The 22,933-nt window shown below is 32.4% G+C and carries 22 protein-coding genes; 10 read left to right on the plus strand and 12 right to left on the minus strand.

Annotated features, from left to right (window positions below; genetic code table 11):
- Nucleotides 1-139 precede the first annotated feature (139 nt).
- Together QZ659_RS15645 and QZ659_RS15650 are read left to right on the plus strand one after the other, a co-directional pair.
- Nucleotides 140-1,525 (plus strand): AAA family ATPase, encoded by a 1,386-nt coding sequence (locus QZ659_RS15645; RefSeq protein WP_291727145.1) that lies wholly within the window; start codon nt 140-142, stop codon nt 1,523-1,525.
- The gene (locus tag QZ659_RS15650) at nt 1,525-2,124 is read left to right on the plus strand and encodes a hypothetical protein (RefSeq protein WP_291727147.1); all 600 of its coding nucleotides are present in this window, start codon (nt 1,525-1,527) and stop codon (nt 2,122-2,124) included. The genes QZ659_RS15645 and QZ659_RS15650 overlap by 1 nt, the downstream gene beginning before the upstream one ends.
- 14 nt (nt 2,125-2,138) lie before the next feature.
- On the opposite strand, the gene QZ659_RS15655 is transcribed toward QZ659_RS15650, so the two are convergent.
- Together QZ659_RS15655 and QZ659_RS15660 are read right to left on the minus strand one after the other, a co-directional pair.
- Nucleotides 2,139-3,068, minus strand: coding sequence for a DUF72 domain-containing protein (locus QZ659_RS15655; protein WP_291727149.1), 930 nt, complete (start codon nt 3,066-3,068; stop codon nt 2,139-2,141).
- A 129-nt stretch (nt 3,069-3,197) separates the two neighbouring features.
- On the minus strand, nt 3,198-3,893 hold the full coding sequence (locus QZ659_RS15660) for a type 1 glutamine amidotransferase domain-containing protein (RefSeq protein WP_291727152.1): 696 nt from the start codon (nt 3,891-3,893) through the stop codon (nt 3,198-3,200).
- Between the two features lie 221 nt (nt 3,894-4,114).
- Between QZ659_RS15660 and QZ659_RS15665 the strand changes: the two genes are divergently transcribed.
- From QZ659_RS15665 to QZ659_RS15675, 3 genes are read left to right on the plus strand one after another with little or no spacing between them, the layout of a single operon-like run.
- Nucleotides 4,115-4,807, plus strand: coding sequence for a hypothetical protein (locus tag QZ659_RS15665; protein ID WP_291727154.1), 693 nt, complete (start codon nt 4,115-4,117; stop codon nt 4,805-4,807).
- A gap of 14 nt (nt 4,808-4,821) precedes the next feature.
- Complete coding sequence (locus tag QZ659_RS15670; protein ID WP_291727156.1) at nt 4,822-5,646, plus strand: cation transporter; 825 nt, start codon at nt 4,822-4,824, stop codon at nt 5,644-5,646.
- A gap of 10 nt (nt 5,647-5,656) precedes the next feature.
- The gene (locus QZ659_RS15675; protein ID WP_291727158.1) at nt 5,657-6,526 is read left to right on the plus strand and encodes a lysophospholipid acyltransferase family protein; all 870 of its coding nucleotides are present in this window, start codon (nt 5,657-5,659) and stop codon (nt 6,524-6,526) included.
- A gap of 1 nt (nt 6,527) precedes the next feature.
- Here the strand turns inward: QZ659_RS15675 and QZ659_RS15680 are convergent, their stop codons facing one another.
- From QZ659_RS15680 to QZ659_RS15695, 4 genes are all read right to left on the minus strand, one after another.
- The gene (locus tag QZ659_RS15680; protein WP_291727160.1) at nt 6,528-7,742 is read right to left on the minus strand and encodes an efflux RND transporter periplasmic adaptor subunit; all 1,215 of its coding nucleotides are present in this window, start codon (nt 7,740-7,742) and stop codon (nt 6,528-6,530) included.
- Nucleotides 7,743-7,857: 115 nt separating this feature from the next.
- Nucleotides 7,858-9,084: a TolC family protein gene (locus QZ659_RS15685; RefSeq protein ID WP_291727163.1), complete on the minus strand. Its 1,227-nt coding sequence runs from the start codon at nt 9,082-9,084 to the stop codon at nt 7,858-7,860.
- 128 nt (nt 9,085-9,212) lie between these two features.
- Nucleotides 9,213-12,404, minus strand: coding sequence for an efflux RND transporter permease subunit (locus tag QZ659_RS15690; RefSeq protein WP_291727165.1), 3,192 nt, complete (start codon nt 12,402-12,404; stop codon nt 9,213-9,215).
- 134 nt (nt 12,405-12,538) lie between these two features.
- Entirely contained in the window at nt 12,539-12,985 is a 447-nt protein-coding gene (locus QZ659_RS15695; protein ID WP_291727167.1) for a hypothetical protein, read from the minus strand.
- Nucleotides 12,986-13,172: 187 nt separating this feature from the next.
- Here QZ659_RS15695 and QZ659_RS15700 point away from each other — a divergent pair, with 187 nt between their 5' ends.
- The 5 genes from QZ659_RS15700 to QZ659_RS15720 all read left to right on the plus strand — a co-directional run bounded on the left by QZ659_RS15700 (nt 13,173) and on the right by QZ659_RS15720 (nt 18,911).
- A complete protein-coding gene (locus QZ659_RS15700) occupies nt 13,173-13,844 on the plus strand; it encodes a helix-turn-helix transcriptional regulator (RefSeq protein ID WP_291727169.1) in 672 nt (223 codons plus the stop codon).
- Between the two features lie 5 nt (nt 13,845-13,849).
- Complete coding sequence (locus QZ659_RS15705) at nt 13,850-14,515, plus strand: LuxR C-terminal-related transcriptional regulator (RefSeq protein ID WP_291727171.1); 666 nt, start codon at nt 13,850-13,852, stop codon at nt 14,513-14,515.
- Between the two features lie 384 nt (nt 14,516-14,899).
- Nucleotides 14,900-16,717: a histidine kinase gene (locus tag QZ659_RS15710; protein ID WP_291727173.1), complete on the plus strand. Its 1,818-nt coding sequence runs from the start codon at nt 14,900-14,902 to the stop codon at nt 16,715-16,717.
- A gap of 94 nt (nt 16,718-16,811) precedes the next feature.
- Complete coding sequence (locus QZ659_RS15715) at nt 16,812-17,612, plus strand: LytR/AlgR family response regulator transcription factor (protein WP_291727176.1); 801 nt, start codon at nt 16,812-16,814, stop codon at nt 17,610-17,612.
- Nucleotides 17,613-17,840: 228 nt separating this feature from the next.
- Nucleotides 17,841-18,911 (plus strand): hypothetical protein, encoded by a 1,071-nt coding sequence (locus tag QZ659_RS15720; RefSeq protein WP_291727178.1) that lies wholly within the window; start codon nt 17,841-17,843, stop codon nt 18,909-18,911.
- A gap of 130 nt (nt 18,912-19,041) precedes the next feature.
- Here QZ659_RS15720 and QZ659_RS15725 read toward each other — a convergent pair whose 3' ends face one another.
- The 6 genes from QZ659_RS15725 to QZ659_RS15750 all read right to left on the minus strand — a co-directional run bounded on the left by QZ659_RS15725 (nt 19,042) and on the right by QZ659_RS15750 (nt 22,825).
- On the minus strand, nt 19,042-19,515 hold the full coding sequence (locus QZ659_RS15725) for a hypothetical protein (RefSeq protein WP_291727180.1): 474 nt from the start codon (nt 19,513-19,515) through the stop codon (nt 19,042-19,044).
- Nucleotides 19,512-19,865, minus strand: a complete 354-nt coding sequence (locus QZ659_RS15730; RefSeq protein WP_291727182.1) for a hypothetical protein — start codon at nt 19,863-19,865, stop codon at nt 19,512-19,514. The genes QZ659_RS15725 and QZ659_RS15730 overlap by 4 nt, the downstream gene beginning before the upstream one ends.
- A 7-nt stretch (nt 19,866-19,872) precedes the next feature.
- Nucleotides 19,873-20,121: a hypothetical protein gene (locus tag QZ659_RS15735; protein WP_291727184.1), complete on the minus strand. Its 249-nt coding sequence runs from the start codon at nt 20,119-20,121 to the stop codon at nt 19,873-19,875.
- Between the two features lie 78 nt (nt 20,122-20,199).
- On the minus strand, nt 20,200-21,588 hold the full coding sequence (locus QZ659_RS15740; RefSeq protein WP_291727186.1) for a hypothetical protein: 1,389 nt from the start codon (nt 21,586-21,588) through the stop codon (nt 20,200-20,202).
- An 88-nt stretch (nt 21,589-21,676) separates the two neighbouring features.
- Nucleotides 21,677-22,030 carry a hypothetical protein gene (locus tag QZ659_RS15745; RefSeq protein WP_291727188.1) on the minus strand — a complete coding sequence of 118 codons (354 nt, stop codon included), beginning with the start codon at nt 22,028-22,030 and terminating at the stop codon, nt 21,677-21,679.
- Nucleotides 22,031-22,198: 168 nt separating this feature from the next.
- Nucleotides 22,199-22,825 carry an NADase-type glycan-binding domain-containing protein gene (locus QZ659_RS15750; RefSeq protein ID WP_291727190.1) on the minus strand — a complete coding sequence of 209 codons (627 nt, stop codon included), beginning with the start codon at nt 22,823-22,825 and terminating at the stop codon, nt 22,199-22,201.
- Nucleotides 22,826-22,933: the final 108 nt, after the last annotated feature.

The raw sequence follows: 22,933 nt of genomic DNA on the forward strand, positions 1-22,933 counted from the left end.
TTATGAAAAAATAAATCAAATTTAACAAAATTGTAGTAGATAATTACTTAAAAATCCATTCTTTATATTTTATAGAGAGTGGATTTTTTAGTTATATTTGAAAGAGTGAAAAAGGTATTTAAAAAATAGTAGAATCAATATGCAAAGAATTGTAATAAAAAATTTTGGAGCAATAAAAGAAGCTGATATCGAACTTAAAAAAATAACGGTATTGATAGGCGAGCAAGCAAGTGGAAAGAGTACAGTAGCGAAATTGGTTTATTTCTTTAAGACACTTAAAGAAGATTTTTTTAGAGAGATTTATAATGAAAATGGAGAAAACAATCTTGATTCGTTTGATATGAATCGTCTTTGCGAAGAGAAATTTTATAACTTATTTGGTTCTACTGTTCGCCTACCTCATTTTGAAATATACTATTACTTTAATGAATTAAAGCATGTTCGTTTGTGGACAGATAAAAATAAAAAGTTGCAAGTATTTTTCAGTCCTGAAATGAAAGTAGATGAGTTTATAAATACTTCAAATGAAATTAGTAAACGCTTAAATGATATAAATACTTCGAAATCTATACAGGAGAGAATATATTTTAAGTTATTTGAGAAGAAAGAATACACTAACAATTTTTTTGATTTTCTAGATGAGATGTTTGCAAATCGTCAATCTGATTTCTTGTATATAATAGCAGGTAGAAATGCAACTGTAAGTTATTCAGAGCTTTTTGAGAAATATCTTTTCGCAGAGGCTCAAAATAAAGTCAAAGAGAATAGTAGGTTACCTTTTGTCAAGAAGCGATATAATATTGATGAAGTTCTTATGTTAAAGTTCATCGAAAGAATAGTGCTACTAAAAGAGATTTTTGAAAAAAATATAGATTTTAAAAATGAACTCATAATTCATTCGGATAAAAAGCAAGATTTGAAGACAGTATTGAAGAAAACGAGTGAAATAATAAAAGGTAAATATTCAATAGACAAACATGGCGAGAAAATAATTTATGATGATAAAGAAGATGACTATGTTTTGCTTTCAAACGCTTCTTCTGGACAGCAAGAAGTTATACGAATTCTGCAAGATATTTTGATTAACATTGCTGAAAAAAGTAAAGTATTTAGGATAGTAGAAGAACCCGAAGCACACCTATTTCCATCTGCTCAAAAGCAACTTATAGAACTACTATCATTTTTAATGAATCAAAATGAAGATAATCAAATCATCATTACTACACACAGTCCGTATGTACTGACTGTTTTCAATAATTTATTATTTTCAAAGCGTATTGTAGATAAAAATATTGAAGCAGAAAGTGAAGTAAGCGAGGTTGTGGAAAAAGAGTTTTGGATAGATTCAAATGATTTTTCAGCGTACGATTTAGGAAAAATAGATGATAGTGAAAAGTACACAAAATCTATTTTGAGCGAAAAAACAGGACTTATTCAACAAAATTATTTGGATGAAGTCTCTGAAAAACTAGGAGGAGATTTTCAAAAATTATATTCTATTCATCAAAAATCGTTTGTTAGGTAATGAGTAGACAGGAAGAATTTAAAGAGCTTCTAATTTCTAACTTTTCAGTAGATGAAGATACAATACAGGAAGAGGAGAGAGAAGTTTTTTACGTTACAGATTATAAAGACCAAGCCTTTATTGTCTTTGTATATGATGAGCCAAATTCTACCATTTATTTTCAAGGGAATGACGAAATTATCAAAATTGAAAATATAAATGAAGACAATCTGTTTAAGGTAGAGAATAAGAAAAAGACGGTTTTTGTTCCTATTGATGGAAAAAAGGGACTTTTACAAGATGGAAGTTCAAAGTGCGATTTCATAATTTTTGACGACACAACTATTTGTTTTGTAGAGATAAAACTAAATGCCATCAGCGAGGCTCAAAGAGCTATAAACAAAAACAGAAAGAAAGCTCTTGACCAAATTATAAACACAGTTTATGCCTTTGATACGCAGTTAAATAAAGATTATAAAGGACTAAAACTAGAAGGGCATGTCTGTACGCCCAAAATATATCCACGTCAAAATGCAGCTTGGGAAAGTTTGGCAGTAGAGTTTTTAGAAGAGTATGGAATCCCTGTTTATGAATCAAATGTCAAGATATTTACAACGTAAAATGGGAAAGTCGTTTAAAACAGCGAGGGCATATCTTTTGTGCCTTCGCTTATTTTTTTAGGTGGATTTATATCTGAATAGCCTTTTTGTTTGAGTTTATCAATGAGGAAAACAGCCATTTCTGCCGTCTTGATATTGTCTGGTTGATGCAGCCAAAAGTGAAATTCTTTTAATCCATTCTTTATCCACTTATCCATTTTTTCTACCCAGTCTTCCATACGTTCGTAGTCGGTTTTGTGAAGTCCATTGCCTACCAATCTCAATACCATCGTTTCGGAAGTTAGTCTCATGTGCAGAACATCTCGCCTGCCTGCTACATCTGTCATGAGTGCAATAAATCCGTAACGTCGCATTACAGAAAACACTTCTCTTACAGCTTCTCTAGTTTCCTCGTTTGAAGAGCTAAACCAGTCTTTATGACGAAACTCTATGGCAAGACGTGTTTCAGAAGGAAAATTCTCTAAGAAATCTATCAAAACGTTTGCTTTTTGTGGTGAAAAGTGTGGAGGAAGCTGCAAAAAACAAATTCCTAATCTATTACCAAAAAGAGCCATTCTATCACAAAAATCAACGGTTAGTTCCCGGCAATCTACAAGCTGTTTGTGGTGGCTAATGCCTTTATAAATCTTAGGGCAAAATAAAAACCCTTGTGGTGTCATTTCTTTCCACTTCAAAACTCTTTCTGCTGGTGGAATTTGATAATGCGTAACATTCAGCTCAATAGAATCAAACTGACGGGAATAATGATACAAAAAATCAGATGGTTTAGCTTTCTTTGGATACCAACTTCCTTTCCATTCTGGCGTTCCCCAAACTGGCGCAGCCACACGAATAATTGGCTTTTTAGTGGGCTCTAATTTTGATAAAAATTTTTCAGTTTCTACGTGGTCGTCTGGTAATGTAAAGTCTATAGTTGAGATGTCTTGTAGTTTGCCAAATTCCATTATTGAATGATTTTTTGTAAATTATATCTATCACAAGTAAAAGTGATTTTGGAAATAGAATGTTTTGACGAATTCTATCGAATAAAAAAGGCAGAACATAATGCTCTGCCTTATTCTGTTAAAATTTCTTTAAGCCACTTCTACCTCTTTGAGTTCTCTTTTGAGAGCTTGCCCAAGTGGTGTTGCTGAAGCAGGATTTTGTCCTGTGATGAGCCTTCCATCTACAACAACTTTTGCCTCTCCATTGGCTGCTTTTTGGAAGTTTGCACCACGCTCACGAAGTTTTGATTCTACCAAAAATGGAACAACATCTTCCAAGCCTTGTTCTCTTTCCTCATCGTCAGTAAAAGAGTTTACATCCTTTCCATCTACTAAATATGAACCATCACTTAGTTTTATATTGACTAAAGCTGCTGCACCATGACAGATAGAAGAAACAATTCCACCATTTTCATAAATAGATACGGCTAATTTTTGAAGTTCCTTGTTTTCTGGAAAATCCCAAACTGTGCCGTGTCCACCTGCAAAGAAAATAGCTTGATAATCAGAAGGATTTACTTCAGAGGGCTTTTTAGTGTTTTTTACCTTTTCGTTATATACAGGATTTTCCCAAAAGTCTTTGTTTATATCATCACTCAAATCGAATGCTGTAACAGGAGCTTCTCCTCCTTTTGGACTTACAAAGTCCATTTCATAGCCTGCACTATAAAGTTCTTTCCAAGGGTGTGTAACCTCGCTTAAATGATAACCTGTGTCTTTGCCTGTGTCGCCAAGTTTGTCGTGGCTAGTAAGGACAAATAAAATTTTTTCTTTTTGCTCTGACATAATTTAAAAATTGATATTAAAAAAATGAATGATAAAAAATAGTTTAGCCAAAAATTTGTACTAGACTGTTATGTAAAACTCTTATATAACTTGATTGTTTGAACTTTTCCAAGATAGAATATACTATTATTGTCTTTTAGTTTAGATTTTTGTATAAAAAATCCTTCTATTTGTGTAATTTTGAATATTATTTTCTTGAAAAAATTAATCTACCAGTTCTAATGAAAAAAATACTACTACAATTTACTCTCGTATTGCTTTGCATTTTTACCCTAACTTCTTGTTTTGAGCTTCGTGAAGAGGTTTATATTAAAAAAGATGGCTCTGGAACATACTCACTTACTGTAGATTTGAGTGGAAGAAAACAAGAAATTGCCATTACTACATCACTAACAGATTCTACACAAGAAGAAAAAAACTTTGTTGCCAATATTGAAAATGTAATTCAGAAAAGTAGTGAGAGTTTCTCTGAAATTGGAGGAATTACGAATGTTGAATATACGACAGATTATGAAAATTATTTAACTGGTTTTAGGTTTGATTTTGATAATGTAGCCTCACTGACAGCAGCTCTCAACCAACTCAATACTGAAACTGCGCCTTCCAAGCCTGCTTTTGAGTTTTCAAAACGTACCTTTGAGAGAAATAATACACATTATCTCCAACCACTTTTGAACAGAGCAAAAGAACGTCAAAATACAGCAGAAGACGAGGCTACAAAACGCTTTCAAGATTATGTCTTTGAATCAGCTTCTTATATTTTTATTGTCAGAACAGAAGGAAAAATCAAGAAGTATTCGAATAAAGAAGCAACCTACTCTTCCGATGATAAAAATGAAGTAGTTTTGAATTATAGTTTTTCAGAGCTTCTTTCTGGCAAAGCTGATTTGGATAACAAAATGAAATTGAAATAAGAATTTAAAATTTGATGCAAAAGACGCTGTTCAAGATTACAAAAATGGACTGTCCTTCAGAAGAAAATCTAATACGAATGAAGTTGGACTCTGTTTCAAGTATCAAAAGTCTTGATTTTGATATTCCTAATCGTGAACTGACAGTTTTTTATATTGAACAAAGTCCAGAGCAAAACGAACTACAACGCATAGAAAAAGCTATCTTTGCTCTAAATTTAGGCGCACAAACAATACACACCGAACATACAAAGCAAGATAGTTTTAGGCAAAACCAAAGTCAGAATACAGCACAAAGAAAACTGCTTTGGATTGTCTTGGGAATCAATTTTTCTTTTTTTACCATTGAAATACTTACAGGTTTAATTTCTCAATCGATGGGATTGGTGGCTGATAGTTTGGATATGTTAGCAGATGCTTTTGTATATGGAATAAGTCTGATGGCAGTAGGAAAATCGCTTCTACGAAAACAAAAAATTGCAAAAGTAGCAGGTTATTTTCAGATTGCTTTGGCGTGTATTGGCTTTGTAGAAGTTTTGAGAAGATTTTTTTCAGAGGAAACATTGCCTGATTTTCAGACAATGATTATTGTTTCGTTACTGGCTTTGTTTGCTAACGGAATTTGTCTTTATTTGATGCAAAAATCAAAAAGTAAGGACGAAATACACATAAAGGCAAGTCTGATTTTTACGTCTAACGATGTGATAATTAACACAGGTGTGATTGCAGCTGGTGTTTTGGTTTATTGTTTTAGTTCTGCTCTTCCAGATTTGATTATCGGAACGATTGTGTTTGTCCTTGTTGTTCAAGGTGCAATTCGTATCTTGAAATTGAGTAAATAATAAAAAAAGTATGATTCCATTTCTTATAAAATCTTTTGCTCGGCTACCCTTGTGGTTTCTCTACTTGATTTCTGATGTGCTTTTTGTAGTAGTATATTATGGAAAATTATACCGTAAAAAAGTAGTGTTAAGCAATTTGCAAATAGCTTTTCCAGAAAAAACGCAGCAAGAGCGAGAAAAAATTGCAAAAGCATTTTACAGAAATTTTTGTGATTTTATTATCGAAACATTAAAGGCATTTCATGTTTCGGAAGATGAAATAGTAAGACGTACTCGCCCAGTGGGAAATTCTTTGGAAATAGCTCAAGAACTAGCAGATAAAAAGCAGCCTTTTATAGTTTTGGCAACCCATCATATCAGTTGGGAATGGGTAAGTTTGTCGTGTTCGGCAGAGTTGGACGTAATTGTATCTCCTATTTATAAAAAGTTAGCCAATGAGCAAATGGAAAAGCTAATTTTTGATATGCGTTCACAATTTGGAGCAGTTCCTGTTGAGATGAGAAAATCAAGCAAAGAAATCACTAAAAAACAAGAGAAAGCCATTGCTTATATTTTAGTAGGCGACCAAACTCCAGCAGGACATAACAGACAATATTGGACAGAGTTTTTTGGAAAAGAAGTTCCTTTTTTTGTTGGTGCTGCTCGTCTTGCTCCCCAAGCAAATTTGCCCATTTATTTTGTCAGAATTACAAAGCCAAAGCGAGGATATTATAATTATTCGTTAGAACCTTTACACACTCCACCTTACAATACTGACAAAAATGGAAACGACTTCTCTATCTTAGATGAGTACTCAAAAATAATAGAAGAAGCCGTTAGAACATCGCCTGAAAATTGGCTTTGGACGCATAAGCGTTGGAAGAGAGCAAAGAAAGATTAACTTAATGCGAATGTCCGATAGTTTCAGCTGAAGAAGCATTCAAATAATATGCTCCTTTATTCACAAAAAGAAGTTCAGAGCTTGATTTTTGGATTGAAGTATCTTTAATTAAAAACTGAAATTCATTTTCACTTTGGGTATAGACTTCAATACTTACTTTATCAAATTCAACTCCTTTAGCATTTTTTTCTTTCTGAATAAATACGAAAAACTGTTCTCCTTCTTGAATCAAAGCATCTTTTGGCAAAGTAGGACGGTTTTGTCCTTCACTTTCAATCGTTATTTTTCCTAGTGTTCCATCTCTAAGAATAGTAGAAAGTTTTTGTTTTATTTCTGCGTGAATACTTACTGTTTTGGTAACTGGGTCAATGGTATTAGAAATAGAGTAAACAATGGCTTCAACAGGTTGTGTAGTTGGTGAATTATAAGGAATAAAATTTACTTTTTGTCCTTCTTTAATGGCATCAATATCCTTTTCATAGACCAAAATTTCAATATGCAGATGGTCTTCATTCAAAATTTCTACCATAGATTTATTAGCATCTATAAACTCTCCAAGCTGTCCAACAATATTGTGCGTCATGCCTGAAATAGGAGCAAGAACAGAAAATGTAGAATGAATAGAACTTGCTGAAAGTGATTTGGTAGATAAATTTATGAGACGAAGCTGGACTGCTAAACTCGCTTTTTGAGCCTGTGCCATCTCTAATTCAGCTTGAACTTGTTGTACAATTTTTTGAGTGGTGGCATCTTGATTTTGTAAACTTCTTTGGCGTTCTAAGTCTGCCTCTAGCATGGCAAGGCGAGCTGAAACAGTCAAATACTCTTGTTGCATTTTGAGTGCTTCTGGATTTTCAAGAATGGCAATTGTTTGTCCTTTTTTGACATAATCTCCTTCATGAATCAAAATCTGTTTGATTTTTCCACCCAAAACACTTCCTACTAATGCTTTATTTTGTGGAGGTAAATGTATTGTTCCTGTAGCTTCAATGACTTTTGGAATAGATTTGAGAAGTGCTTTGCTAGTTTCAACTCCCAATTTTTTGAGTTGTTCATCTGTAAAAACAGGATGAGTTTGTTCTTCTGAATTATTATTTTCTTGACCTGCATTCGAAGTGTTGTGATGGTCGTGTGTATGTGTATTATCTTTTTCACAACTCCAACAAAGAAGCATAAGACAAGCAAGAACGAATGAATATAGGATGTTCGTTTTCATTTTTTTTATATTTTATAAACCTCAACGACGGCTTTAGCCTCGTTGACGGTTAAGGTTTTATTTTTTTATTAAAGAGCATTTTCTAAACAGGATTTTAACCCTGTTTTTACATTTTTTAGTTATTGAGAAATTCCCACATCGCTACTGTGCTGTTGAAATTTTCTATGGTTTCAAGATAAGAAAGTGAAGTTTGTAATGTCTGTTGTTGAATTTGAACAAGCTGTAAAACCGAAATTTCTCCTTCTTTGTACCGAATTTGAGCCAACTTGATAAGCTCTTCAGCTTGTGGAAGTTGTTGTGTTTGATAACTTTTCAAAATAACTTGAAGGCTTTGTAATTTCATTAAAATAGCTTGTTTTTCTTCCGAAATCGCATTTTTTTGATAAGCTAATTCATTTTGAGTTTGTATCTCTTTGATTTTGGCAACTTGAATTTTTGAATTGTATTCTCTCCAAATTAAAGGTACAGACAATCCTGCTTGAAAAGCGTTATAAATTCCAACTTCGCCATCGAAAGTAGGAGAAGAGTAACCCAAATGTATTTCAGGCATTGCTTTGCTACGTTCGACAGAAACTTGTGTTTGAGCTAACTTAGTTTGTGCTTCAAAATAAGTAATCATCGAATTAGAAACAGAAGAATCAGAAATCACTACCTCTGAATTGATTTTATTTATATTATAAATTTCTTGATTTTGATTATCTATTTCTAAAAAAGACAATTCATTTTGAGCTAATTTTTGTAAATCATGAAAAGCCATTTTTAAATCATTTTCATTGATAGACTTTTGTTGTAGCAATTGCAAACGCTGATTTTGTGCTGTCAGAAGTTCCATTTTATTGGTTTGTCCTGCCTGTGTTTGAGCTTTCGTAACTTTTTCAACAGTTTTCCACAAACTATCTTGCTTTTGTAGAAGAAGATTTTTTTGAGAAAAAAAGACAAATTTGTAATACAACTGACTAATCTGATTTTTAAGCACGTTTTTTTGATAATTTAGATGTGCTTCTGCACTTTTTTCTTGTGCTTGAAAAGATTTTTTAGTGGCTGAAATCGAACCAATAGGGTTAAAATTTTGAGTAACTTGAATCATTACATCACGATTATAGCTACTCTGCACATTTCCATATTGAAGAGAAATATTTGTTTTTGGAACTGAAAAAGCTCCTTTTTGCTGATTGATTGCACTTTCAATGTCTAGTTTATTATTTTGAATTAATTCATTATTCGAAAAGGCAATTTCAATTATTTTATCTAAAGAAGATTTTTTTAAGGAATCCGTTTGTGAAAAAACAGGAAACTGAATCAATAGAAAAAATAGAAGTATTATTATTTTTGATGGTTTCATTTTTTTGATATTTTAATTTTGCTACTAGCGCAAGATTCTATCTTGTGCTTACCTATTTCATAAGCATATGCTTACAGAAAAAGAGCATCCAAGCAGAATGCTTGAACGAGAAATATTTTTATATAAATTTATTTTTTCCTTGCCTCTAAAAATCCATACAAAATAGGAAGAATAATGAGTGTTAAAACGGTGGCTGTAATAAGTCCACCAATCACAACGGTTGCAAGAGGTTTCTGAACTTCTGCACCTGCTGCCGTCGAAATTGCCATTGGTAAAAAACCTAATGCAGCTGTTAGGGCAGTCATCAAAACAGGTCTTAGACGGTCTTTTGTACCTTGAATTATTCGTGTTTGGATTTGTTCTCTTAATGAAAAATCGTTTTTGTTTTCTGCTGTCTTATTTTCTTCTTTTTTCAAGTCATTAAAACGAGCAATCAATACAATTCCATTCAAAACAGCTACACCAAAAAGGGCAATAAAACCAACTCCAGCCGAAATACTGAATGGCATATCACGCAAATGTAACGCCCAAACGCCACCAATGGCAGAAAGTGGAATAGCTGTAAAAATCAAAGTAGCTTGCTCAAGCGAACCGAAAGTGATAAAAAGAAGGGCAAAAATCATAAGCAATGCCACAGGAACAGCAATTTGTAAACGAGCTTTTGCAGCTTGTAAGTTTTCAAACTGTCCTCCATACGTAACTAAATATCCTGTTGGTAATTTGATTTGGGCATCAATTTTTTCAGAAAGCTCATTGACTAAAGATTCTACGTCTCGTCCTCTGACATTGATTCCAACAGTTAATTTTCGTTGTGTGTTTTCTCTTGAAATTTGCGCTGCACCTTCAATTCGATTGATTTTGGCAAGTGTATTTAAAGGAACTTGTAAAGTTGCATCTTGGTTAGCAGCATCAAGATTGGTAGCTGAAGGAATTGAAATAAATAGATTTTCTAGTGTTTCAGACTTGTTTCTATCCTTTTCTGATAAACGCACTACCAAATCAAAACGCTTTTCACCTTCATAAATCGTACCTGCATACCCCCCTGCAAAAGCCGTTTCAACCAATCTATTTGCTTCATCGATTGTAATTCCATATTGCGCTAATTTTTGTCTATCGTACTCAACAACAAATTGAGGAAGTCCTACAATCTGTTCTACTCGCACATCTCCAACACCTTCAATATTTTCTGAAAGTGTACCTATTTGTTGTCCATATTTATAAAGCGTATCCAAATTTTCTCCAAAAAGACGAATTGCAATATCTGATTTGTCGCCTGTAATAAGTTCATTAAAACGAAGCTGAATAGGTTGTGAAAATTCAAATGCAGCATGAGGCAAAATCTCTAAAGCAATTTTCATCTTTTCAACTAGCTCTTCATGGTCTTGTGTTGTTTTCCATTCTGATTTTGGTCGTAATAAAATCATAATATCACCTGTTTCGATGGACATGGGGTCAGTTGGTATTTCGGCAGTTCCAATTTTTGACACTACATCACGTACTTCATTAGGGAAGTTGCTTATCAAAATTTGTTCGGCTGCTGTTGTCGTTTTGATACTTTCCTCCAAAGAGCTTCCTGCTGGCAGGGTAAGCTGCATCGCAAAATCACCTTCTTCTAACGTTGGAATAAACTCACCTCCCATCTGCGAAAACATATATACGCTCACACCAAAAACAAGTACAAAAATAATTACAACACTTTTTCCGAATTCTAATGATTTTTCTAGAATAGGTTGATATACTTTTTCAGCAGCCTCCATAATTGAATTTGAAATTCGTTCTGCAAGGCTTTGTTTTGAATTTATGTTTTTGGACAACATCCAAGCAGACATCATTGGAACGTAGGTCAAAGACAAAATAAATGCTCCCAAAATGGCAAAAATGACAGTTTCTGCCATGGGCTTAAACATTTTTCCTTCTGTTCCTGTAAGTGCTAAAATGGGTAGATAAACCATTAGAATAATGATTTCTCCAAAGGCTGCTGACTGTCTGATTTGTAGAGAAGAGTCCAAAACGGTATTATCCATTTGCTGACTTGTCAGTTTCTGACCTTTATATTTTTTGTATAATTGATGGACAACATTTTCAACAATAATGACCGAACCATCTACAATCAAACCAAAATCAATCGCTCCCAAACTCATTAAGTTTGCCGACACCCCAAAAAGGTTCATCATTCCAAAAGCAAACATTAATGCTAGTGGAATTACAGAAGCGACAATAAAACCAGCTCTAAAATTTCCTAAAAGCAAAACCAAAACAAAAATTACAATCAATGCGCCTTCTGCTAAGTTTTTGGTAACCGTTGCAATAGCTCTTCCAATCAAATCGGAACGCTCCAAATAAGGAACAATACTAACTCCTTCGGGTAAAGCTTTTTGAACTATTTTTACACGCTCTTCGATGTTGTGGATAACTTCGGAAGAGTTTGCCCCTTTTAACATCAAGACAATTCCACCGACAGCTTCGCCTTTTCCTCCTTGTGTCATTGCGCCTAAACGTGGTGCATAACCTTCTTTTACTTCTGCTATTTCTCCAATTAGAATAGGTTTTGAGTTTCTAACTTTGATAGGAATTTGACGAATTTCCTCCAAAGAATTGATTAATCCTTCTGTTCTGACATAATATCTATAATGGGTTTTTTCGATATAGCTTCCTCCACCATTGGAATTATTCATCGCCAAAGCATCATAAATATCGTTCAAAGTAATTCCTAAACCCTGTAATGTTGAAGGGTTTACAGAAACTTCATACTGTTTGAGATTTCCACCAAAAGAACTCACTTCCACAACTCCTTCAATACCTGCCATTTGTCTTTTTACAATCCAATCTTGAATCGTTCTTAGGTCGGTAATAGAATAATTTTTTGCAAATTTGTCTTCTATTTTGAGTGTGTATTGATAGACTTCACCCAAGCCTGTTGTAATAGGCATCAAAGAAGGAACACCCAAATGAGTAGGGATTTCGCCAGAAATAGATGTTAGTTGTTCACTAACAAGCTGACGAGCTTCTAAAAGCAGAGTTTCTTCTTTGAAAACAATGGTTACGACCGAAAGACCGTATTTTGAAACCGAACGCACCTCAACTACATTTGGCAAATTTGCCATAGATAGTTCGACAGGTGTTGTAATAAAACGTTCCACTTCTTGAGGTGCTAAAGTGGGAGATTGTGTAACAATCTGAACTTGATTATTAGTAATGTCTGGAACGGCATCTAAAGGCAAATTGAGAAGAGAATACGTTCCCCAACCAATAAGAGCCAACACGCCCATAAAGACAATGAATTTATTACGGATAGAAAATCCGATGAGGTTGTCTAACATAAAATTTTTGATTTAATGAGTTTTATTCTAGCGCAAGATTCCATCTTGTGCTAACTCTTTTGTAAGCATATGCTTACGAAAAAGTGTGTCCAAGCAGAATGCCTTGAACAAGAAGAAAAAAATAAATTGAAAGATTATGCTAAAACTGGGGGCGCACGAAGAGGAACATTCTTAAAAAGAATGTCTTGAATAGTGTGTGCAAAAAAACAGATATACGTATTTTTGCTAGAAACTACGGCTTGTTTTGTATGGTTTTGAGCAGTAGAGAAATTTGTAAAAATAGCTTTAGTACTAGAATTTATGTCTTTTTTAGCTATTTTCTGAAGTGCTTTAGAAACAGAATTGCCTTCTTCTGTAAAATTATGCAAGTGTTCTTCTCCAATATTAGGGGAATACAGCAAAGCAAAAAAGTTTGAAGGTATTGCTTTGTGTGTATGAACTGAGTTTGACTGACAAACTATATGCTGATGATGGCAATGAGGTGTAAATGAATGTCCAACGAGCAAAAACAAACTCATTACTAGCCAAAAAAATGGAAAGCGAGTTTTGAAGTTGCGTAATATGTTGGAGAAATTCCTCATTTGGTATTACAAATCGTAAAGTATATTTGCTATATTCTAATGCAAAATTGATGAATTAGTTTCTATATCTCAAAGTAAATATTCTTAAAAATCTAATTTGGAAAGAGTTTAAGTAAAAAACTTGAATTTCTATTTTTGTTAAAAAAACTTAACTTTGTATTTCCTTCATTTTCAAAACGATAACATTATGTTTGAAAAATTTAGTATTCAAGAAGTTTCTCGCCAAATTCAGGCAGGAGAAAAATCTATCGAAGAAATTACAAGGCATATTCCCTGTCATTTGCATATCAATTCGTTAGAAGATTTTTCAGTTATCGAAACAGACCCAAAACTGATAGAATATTTTGATATAGATATTCAAGAATTAAACAAACAAGGTTTTGTTTTTTTACAAAAAACAGTTCATCCTCAAGATTTGGTAAATGCTGTAAATGCGAATTTGGAATATATTGAAAATCAAGATGAGATGACTCATGTTTCATTTTTTCAGCGAGTTACTTATCCTTCTCATAGAGAAAAGCTCTACTATACGAGAGGAAAAGTTTTGGACGATAAACGTATTCTGAATTTGAGTGTACCTGTCCATGATTTGGAGTTATTTAATCAAAGTATCAATGATATTTATGAAAATGTCAATTTTATCAAAGAAAATTTAGAGCGTTTTAGCTTGCTAACTAAAAAGGAAATTGAAGTCTGCAGATATTTATGTGGTGGAGGTTCACTGCAAGATGTAGCAGATGCTATGGGGGTATCTATCCATACTATCAAAAATCATAAAATCAATATTTATAGGAAAATGAATGTTCATAGTTTTTTTAGATTTTATAATTTTGCTGTCAAGTTTAAGATACATAAATAAAAAATATGGGTGTTTTAGATATTCAAAAGTCGCTTGCTCGGCTGAATAGTATAGAAGCAGAAAGAAAAATAGATGATTTTTTGGGTTTTTATCACGAAAATGATAAGGAAACTATCAACTTACTCTACTTAGAAGAAAAAGGTTGTCAGATGTATGGCAAGACTTTGAAAGAAATACAAGAAGCTGGAGCTGAGTTTTTAGCTGATATTATGCATCCAGAAGACTTGCCAAGGTGCATCAATCTCTTATTAGAATTTGCTGCTCAAAACGATGAGAGCAAAACACTTAGCTATTTCCAAAGGCTACGCATAAAAGGACAAACAGAATATCAAGTGTATTTTACCTGTGTAAAACTAAACAACAAGCGAGGAATATTTCAGAGTATTACGTGTCCAATTACACAAGTAGAAGAGTTTAAAGAAGAAGTAAATACGCTTTTTGATTCTTCTAATTATATTGAGAAACACTTATCTCTTTATAAAGCATTTTCAAAACGAGAAAAAGAGGTTATTCAGCTTGTTTGTCAAGGCTTTGAAGTAAAAGAAATTGCTGAAAAACTATTCTTATCTCCTCATACGATTACAAAACACAAGAAAAATATTTATAAGAAAGGTAATTTTTCTTCTAGTGCAGAACTTATACAGTTTGCTCTAAACTTCAACTTAGCTTAATCTATCTTTAAAAATATCTTCAATAAACAGAATTGCAACTCCACATACTCCTGCTGTAAGAAAAGCACCAATGAATAAGAGTGTAGTATCATCTGCCTTTATGTAGTTCCTAATGTGTATTTGTTTATCATATATGTAGGTTATTTTTCTATATTTTAGTTAAATAAGTTATACTTTTCTCCTTAGGGAAGCTAAGGCTTAGTATCTGTGTTTTTTGGAACATTATACTGAATAGACTACTTTTGTGTTATACCAATAACTTACTACTTACAACTTATGCATCAACGATTTTGCATTATTTTTCTTTTACTTTGGAATTTAATTTTCAACCTAAATACAGTTACACTTTATGCTCAAAGCTCTGTAAAGTTAGATTCACTAAAATTGACATTTATAAATGCAAAAACAATAAAAGACAAGGTAATAACTATAGATGAAGTATTTGCTGAAGAAACTCTGTCAAATCAAGAGACTATACTAAGGCAAACAGATTCACTTTTTGAGCAATACCCACAAGATTCACTTTTAAAATATGTCAAACTTTATCAGCATGTAGTTGTAGAAAAATCAAAAACAAAGCACGAGGAATTGATAAAAAATGTAGTAAAGGTAAAAGATGGTTTTGAAAGACATGGTGCTTCTATAAGACAGAGACTTAGAATTATATCACTAATTACAGAACTTTATGGAAGGAATAATAATATCAAGGAGGCTTTAGATTATTCTCTTAAAGCCATTGATTTGATAGAACAATCTTCTATAGAAGACAAGTTATTTCAACTAGGTAGTGCTTATATAGATGCTGCACAAATAATGAGCTTAATAGGCGATAAAAGATTTAAAGAATATGGAAGGAAAGGAATAACACTAATTGAAAAGTCTAGCCAATCTATAAATGCACAGGTTTTAATGATTAAATATGCCAACTATGCTCTTATACTGAGGCGACAAAATATGTATGATAGTGCTTTAATATATGCTCAAAAAGCTAAATTAATAATAGATAAAACACCACTAACTTTACTAAAAATTAAAACTAATCAGCTCATTGCAAGCATCTATGAAAAGAAAGGTGATATTCCTAATAGCTTATATTATTTAGAAAAAACTGTAGAAAAGCTAAAAGAAAATGAAAATGAGTCTGCATCGATATTAGTTTATTATAATTTAGGCAAGTTGTATAATCAAACTGGAAAATATGATTTAAGTATAAAAAACTTAAATAAAACCATAGTGATTGGTAAAAACCTTAATCAACAAGATGTACTCTATAATACATATAGTTTATTGGCAAAAGTTTATAGAAAGCAGAACAAGAATGAATTAGCTTATGAGAGTTTGAATCAATCAATTGTTTATGGAGATTCTATTAGAAAGAAGAGAAACGAGAAAGAATCTAGAGAGATTATTTCTAAGTATGAAACAGAAAAAAAAGAACAACAAATTATACAGCTCACACAAGAAAATAAAATTAAAGAACTTGAAGCTAGAAACTCATACTACTTTACAATAGCCTCAATTCTTATAGGTATCGGCTTTTTGATAGGACTGTGGATGTTTTTTAGGCAGAGAAGTATAATTCAAAATTTTGAGAGAATACAAGCTCAGTTACGCTGGAGAAGAGCACAAGTCAATCCTCATTTTTTTTTCAATGTCTTGTCCACTCTACAAACATTACTTTATGAAAAAAGAATACAAGAAGCACAGAAACATGTCTCAGGTTTTTCACTATTGATGAGGCAGATTTTGGAAGATTCTGACCGAGAATTAGTTTCTTTAGAGGAAGAAATAAAATTCTTGAACACTTATCTCAACCTTGAAAAACTTAGTGTTGATTTTGACTTTGAAATAGTTTTGCAACCTAATGATTTAGAAATAGAAGACATTTTTATTCCACCTATGCTTCTTCAGCCTTTTGTTGAGAATGCTATCGAACATGGACTAAGCAAGTCTGATAAAGAATATAAAAAACTTTACCTCAACGTTATAGAACTTAATGATGATAAAATTCAAATATCTGTCAAAGATAACGGTGTAGGAAGAAGTGAAAAGCGAAAGAAAAAACATATTTCTATGGCTATTGCCATTACTCAAGAACGAAAAAAATTAATGAAAAATACCTTTGATTTTGAAATAATAGACCATAAAGATAAAAATCAAAATTCCACTGGCACAGAGGTAATCTTTATAATAAAAGTATAGCTATAATATAGTTCATTATTTGATTGGAAAGAGAGTTTCTGTTATATATATATGAAATTTTAGAGCCATCTAACAAAAAGATACAGATTTTAATATGGATATTTTTATAGTGGAGGATAATGCTGCAACTCGCAGATTTCTTATTCAATTGATACCTACATTAGATAAAAGCTATCGAATAATAGGGACTAGTACAAATGTAGAAGAAGCAAACTTATTCTTAAAAGCTCAAAAACCACATGTTCTCTTGCTAGATATAGAACTTCCTGATGGAAAAGGATTTGATATTATTCAAAGGTGGAATCAAGACAATAATAAAAAATTTGATGGATATGTCATTTTTGCTACTGCACATAATCATTATGCATTGAGAGCTATCAAGTATAGTGCTTTTGATTATTTACTCAAGCCCATTCAAGAGGAAGAATTAAAACAAACCCTTATAAGAGCAAAAAAGCAATTAGAAAATCATATTTTATTCAACAATTATATTGATAATCAGCTAGAAACCTTAAAACAAAATATAGAATCAGTAGAAAATGAAAAAGCTCTTCTAGAAGCAAAACCTCAAAAAGTGATACTTTCAGATGCTGATAGAATTTATTTGGTAATAATAGATGAAATTATTAGGTGTGAAGCTAGTGGAAACTATACTATTGTTTGGCTCACAGAAGAAAGAAAAATTACTGTTTCTAAACCTATTGGAGTTTTTGAAGATATGCTACCTAAAGCGTTATTTAATAGAATTCATCGCTCTCATTTGATTAATCTACAATTTTTTAGTTTTCTTGATAAGAAAGAAGGCGGCACAGTTCATCTCAAAGATGGCAGCATTTTGCCTATTGCTCGTCGTCGTAAAGACAATTTGTTAGGGTTGATTGAAGGTACTAAGTAACCACTTATTTAAAAAGGCTTACCACTTGCCCTACTTACCCAACCACTCATTTATTTAATGAGTTTGATAAATCTTATCTTCCTATGTTTGTAACATAATAATCATAAGAACACTAATAAAAGACCTTTTAAAACTTAGATTAGAAGATTACTACCTATGTCTTTCATAAAGATATAGGGTGTGTAATTATTGTTACACATCAACTCTTACACTTAATTTTTTAAAAAAATGAGATATTTATTGACGCCATTTATTACCATTTTGGTGATTTTTCTTTTTGGATTTATAAATACCAAAGATGAAGTCTTAAACCAAAGTGAAATCTTGAAGGGTGTAAATCCAAATCAAGAGTATATAACATTTACTCTACAAAAAAGTGGTGAAGATTATTCTTTTGTCAGAGAACGTTATATAAATAAAATCACCGAAATTATATCAGAAAAGAACATGCCATCTAAACACTTTCAAGTGATGGTGGAACTCAGTACAAGAAAACCTGCATCTTATCTTCCAGATAACTGGGCATTTCCTATTACTTATAGAAAGTCTTGGTATGAGGGAGATGAAAAAGATCAAGAAACTATAGGCTATATTCCAAGAGAACTAAGAACTGGTATGAGTGAATCTAGGCTTGTATTTTTAGATGGAATCATCTACGAACTTTCTGGATATTATAGTCCAGAAAAATATAGCTTATACTCTATTTCTGTTCCAATAGATTATGGAAAAAAAGAAGATAAAAGAGAAGAAGGAAAGGAAAAAAAGAAAATGTCACTTAAAGAAAAGTTGAAAGCTATGAAGGGAGGAATTACAATAGGAGATCCTATTGCAAAAAAGCTACAAGAAGATGACGTTGTAGAAAGGTTAAAAGTATATTTAAACGCTGCCAATAAAAAACAAGAAATTGTACATTCTAAGTGGGCTAATTCACAAGAAGGTAAGCTGTTTCTAGAAAATTTAGAGCTGAAAAGAGAAGCTTTTAATAAATCTCTCCAAAAAGAAAAAGAAGAATATTATAAGTCAGATTTGTATAAAAGAATACAACGAAACAATAGGTTAGCAGAAGGAGCTGCAGCCACTAGCAGTGTAACATTGGTAAATAATACTGGACATGATATTCGTATCTACGAAGAGGGTTCATACAATGGTTTCACATTGAGGAATGGTAGTACTAGTCGCTTTGATTGTGAAAAAAATCTGTATTCAGCAAGTACTTCTGCTCCAAATGTGAAGCATGGAGGAGGAAGTCTAGTGGTTAGTGGTGGAACTTCTTGTGGACAAACTATAGAAATAAATTAAAAACAAACTACATACGTAGTAGTAGTAGTAGTAGTACAACTATTAAATCCTATCTAACTTTTAGGTAGGATTTTTTTATTGACATCTAAGCTATATCGTTAAGACAATCAATTCAAATAACTTCTGAAGTTTAATCAGGCATCTTATCTTTAAAAATATCTTCAATAAACAGAATTGCAACTCCACATATTCCTGCTGTAAGAAAAGCACCAATGAATAAGAGTGTAGTATCATCTGGCTTTATGTAGTTCATCATACAATAGACATAGAATCCCATAGGAACAACAATAGCCAATAAGATAAAGATACTTCGTAGGGTCTCATTGCGTTCGTGATTTACTACCTTCTTAGCTCTTTTATACTTTATTTTTTTTGGTCTGACGACTAAAGCATCTTCTCTAGGAATAGTTTTTAAAGTAGAAAACTGGTTGCAATGTTGTCTTCCTATGTAGTTCCAAGATTCTTCTAAAAAAGCAGACTTACACACAGCACAAATTACAATCGTATCATTTTCTTGAATAGAATCTCCTGTAATGGGGTCTTTTCTATTTTGCTCCAAGAAAAACTGATGTTTTTTTACTTGTAATTTGTGTTTATGGGTCATTGATTGTTAGTTAGTTTTTTAAAGGTAATAGTTTTTGAAAATAATTTTAGAGGGAGTAAATCATTTTCAAAGCAGTATTTTATTTTGACAGGATTCTGTTCGTTCTGCCAAATCTTGATTTGAGTTTTGGTATGTTGAAATCTCCCTTTATAAATTGAAAAATAACTATCTACACCAATAGGAATATCTACTTGAGCAGTCAGGGCTTCTTCTTTGTAATAAACAGAAAAAACAAAGTAGCCTTGGATAGCCCCTCTTCCTATCCATTTTGAAAAATCTAGACCATAGTCTGGTAGCCTTTCAATCTGCTCAGTAGATTTCCATTTTCCTAGAAAAGAATTTACGCTCATTTTGATTTTATCCCAATAAGTACATCAATAAACCAATAATAGTTACAGCTACTCTTGGTACGAGGTCGCTAAGAATTTGTTTAGAAAAAGATTCTCCTACTTCTATATTTTTGGCTGTATTTTCGTTGTTTGTTCCCACTTTTTTAGAAATCTTTGCGCCTGCCATACTGCTTTGAGCCATAATAAGCCACAACAGTCGCCAAAGTGTATTAATGCCTCCAATTAGTAGGACGAAAAATCCAATGTCTGAAATCATAGTTGTTCTGAGTTAAAGACTTCACTTTTTTAAGAGTGAAGTTTTAGTAAAAAGATAAATTTGGTGATGATTAGTGTTTTATTTTGCTTTCTCACAAGACACATAATATGATTTCCCTTCATAGTCCCAATACATAGTTTCTTCAAACTGACCGTTGTCTATGTATTTTTGTTTGAGAGTAAGTTGGATATACCCACAGCCTTTTTCGTCTTGAAAAACACCTATGAAACCAGCATATCTTTCAGTAATGAATCCATAGTCATCTCTTCTAATTACCCAGTTCCAAGCACCATCATTCAATACTTTTATCCACTTTCTTTCCCAGCCTCTTCTATCATTTAAACCATTTAGTCTGGCGATAATATCAGCCTCAAAACTAGCTGGAGCTCTAGGAACATTAGGCATTTCTCTTGATTCAAATTCACTATCATTGAGTGCTTTACTCCATTTGGCTACAGCTTCTTTATCACTCATATCAAGCTGAAAAGTCCCAGAAAACAAGTTTTCGTAATATGGTTGGTAGTCATTTACACTATCATCATAATCATAATCGTCGCCCATTGTCATTTTGATAGTGTGGTTATATGCACCTAGTTTCTTGATTTTATTTACTATCCAGACAGCACTTTCTATATCCATGTTGTTGTATGTGCTTGTTGTTGGAATTACTTGGAAGATAAAATAATTCTGCTTTCTCATCTCTTCGTCTAGTGCCAATACAGACTGGCTTCCAATAGTTCTTTCTTCTTCAGTAAGATTTTTGGTATAGTCAAAAAAGCCAACTTCTAAAAAATTCTTTTTATTCGTATCCATCAAACGAGGCAATTTTTCAAGAGCCACTGGAAAATAAGCCACAGCCCAAATCTCTTCTCCTAGCGTAAATTTTGTCTTGATTTTAGACATATCTTCTTTACCTATTTCTGGTTTTTCTGAAAAGAAAACTACTTTTCCAGCATTTTTGGCGTGAAAATCTGAAGTTGGATTAGAAGCAATAAAAACAGCAGGTTTTGAGCTATATTCACTTTTGTATTTTTCCTTCTTGAGCATTTCCATTTGCTGCTTCGCATTACTTTTCAGACCTTTCTTTTTCATTAGATTTTTCAAGAGTTTTTTATCTTGGCAAAGTAAAAAATAGTCTTTTACAGCTCTAGCTTCATTCATATAATACAGTTCTGCCATATTATCACTAATGACAAGACGTAAAGGATGTTTTGTATCTTCTATGGTTTCAAAAATTGTCTTTTCCTCATTGATAGGGGCTAATATTTCGCTAATGTCATGTCTATCCATATCTCTATAAAATTGCATATCAAATTTGATAGAGCCATCTGGACGTTGAGCCATTTCGGTTTCAACAACATAAATATTATTGCATAAATACTTACCATCGATGTCTTTTGCTGTAAGGCAAAGAGGTACAAGTGTTAGGAGTAAAAGAAATAGGTTTTTCGTCAAAAAACGTTTCATTGCGTAGTAGTTTTTGGGTAATAAGATTCTAAGGGCTTAATAATTTGGATTATCAAGCCACTTGAATTTTCAAGAAAATAGAATTGATTTAGTTAGAAATGCTTCTTCTGAGTAGGTCGTCTGTTAGAGTAACGTAAGTGATATTATCATACTCATCGATATTGAGAACTAAAAAATAGATATTTTCGCCATCCCATAATTTTATTTCCCAACGTCCACCACTTGAAAGAGGAATATCAATATTTCCGTTTGGCATTAAGTAATCTTGTCCTAGGTCTGGCATTACGTTTCCACTCCAACCATTTGAGTAGTGAATATAAATTCCTTCGATAGTAACACTCGCTTCAGATTGAAGTCTGACAGTGTTTTGTGCTTTTGCGCTACTAGCAAAAAAAGTAGAAAATCCGATAAATAATACAGCGATAAAAAGAAACTTTTGCATTGTCGTTTTATGTTTGAATTAAATTAATTTGAAATGAGATGAATAACTTTTTCTCTAATTATTTAATGCAAAATTACGGTGAGGTAGAAAAAACGACAATAGGGCATTTGGGGTATTTTTTTGAAAGGTCTCTTATTGAGTAGGTTACAATTGAGCAATATGAGTGTTTTAGTGATGATGTATCCCAGTAAATTTGATTTCAGATACTCCAACATCACTATACTTTTCTCCTTTGTACACTTCAAGGATTTCAAATTTTATTGATTTTGTTTCTTTTAGTTTTATTCCTTCAAATTTTATGTGTTGCATTTTATAGGTATCTGCAAGCTTCAAGACTACAAACTTTTTGTCATTTACATAAACTAATAGCTTTTTTATTCTTGAGTTTTCTTTCCAGCGTTGTAGAGATTTTCTATATCCATTGAATAGATAAAGACCATCTATTTCAGTATCACTTCCAGAAAACCTCTCTTCATTAAAATCGAATTTTAGCCATTCTCCAATTCCGTAATCAGGCTTGCCTTCAAACCAAGCTGTTTGTAAATTGTAGTCATCCATTTCAGAAGCAGTATACTTATTTTTTCCTTGTGCAGATAGGTAGCTAGAACTAGAAATAGAATAATTATCATCAAGTAAACAGTATATACTACAATCTCCACAAGAATAACAACTTTCTTTGTCTTTCCCTTCTATAGTATCTGACTCAGCAACGGACATTTTAAGTGTAGGTGTGTCACCTAAAAAGTTGAAACTGGTGAGCATGATAAAAAATGCAAAAGCAATGAAAGTTCTCATGGAAATATTTTTAGTTGGTAATTTAAAAAATGACTTTGATAAGCTCTGAAAATAATAAGACTGCAGATATAAAGCAAAAAAATCCAACTAACTTTAAATGTTAGTTGG

The organism is Bernardetia sp., assembly GCF_020630935.1.
Classification (GTDB): domain Bacteria; phylum Bacteroidota; class Bacteroidia; order Cytophagales; family Bernardetiaceae; genus Bernardetia.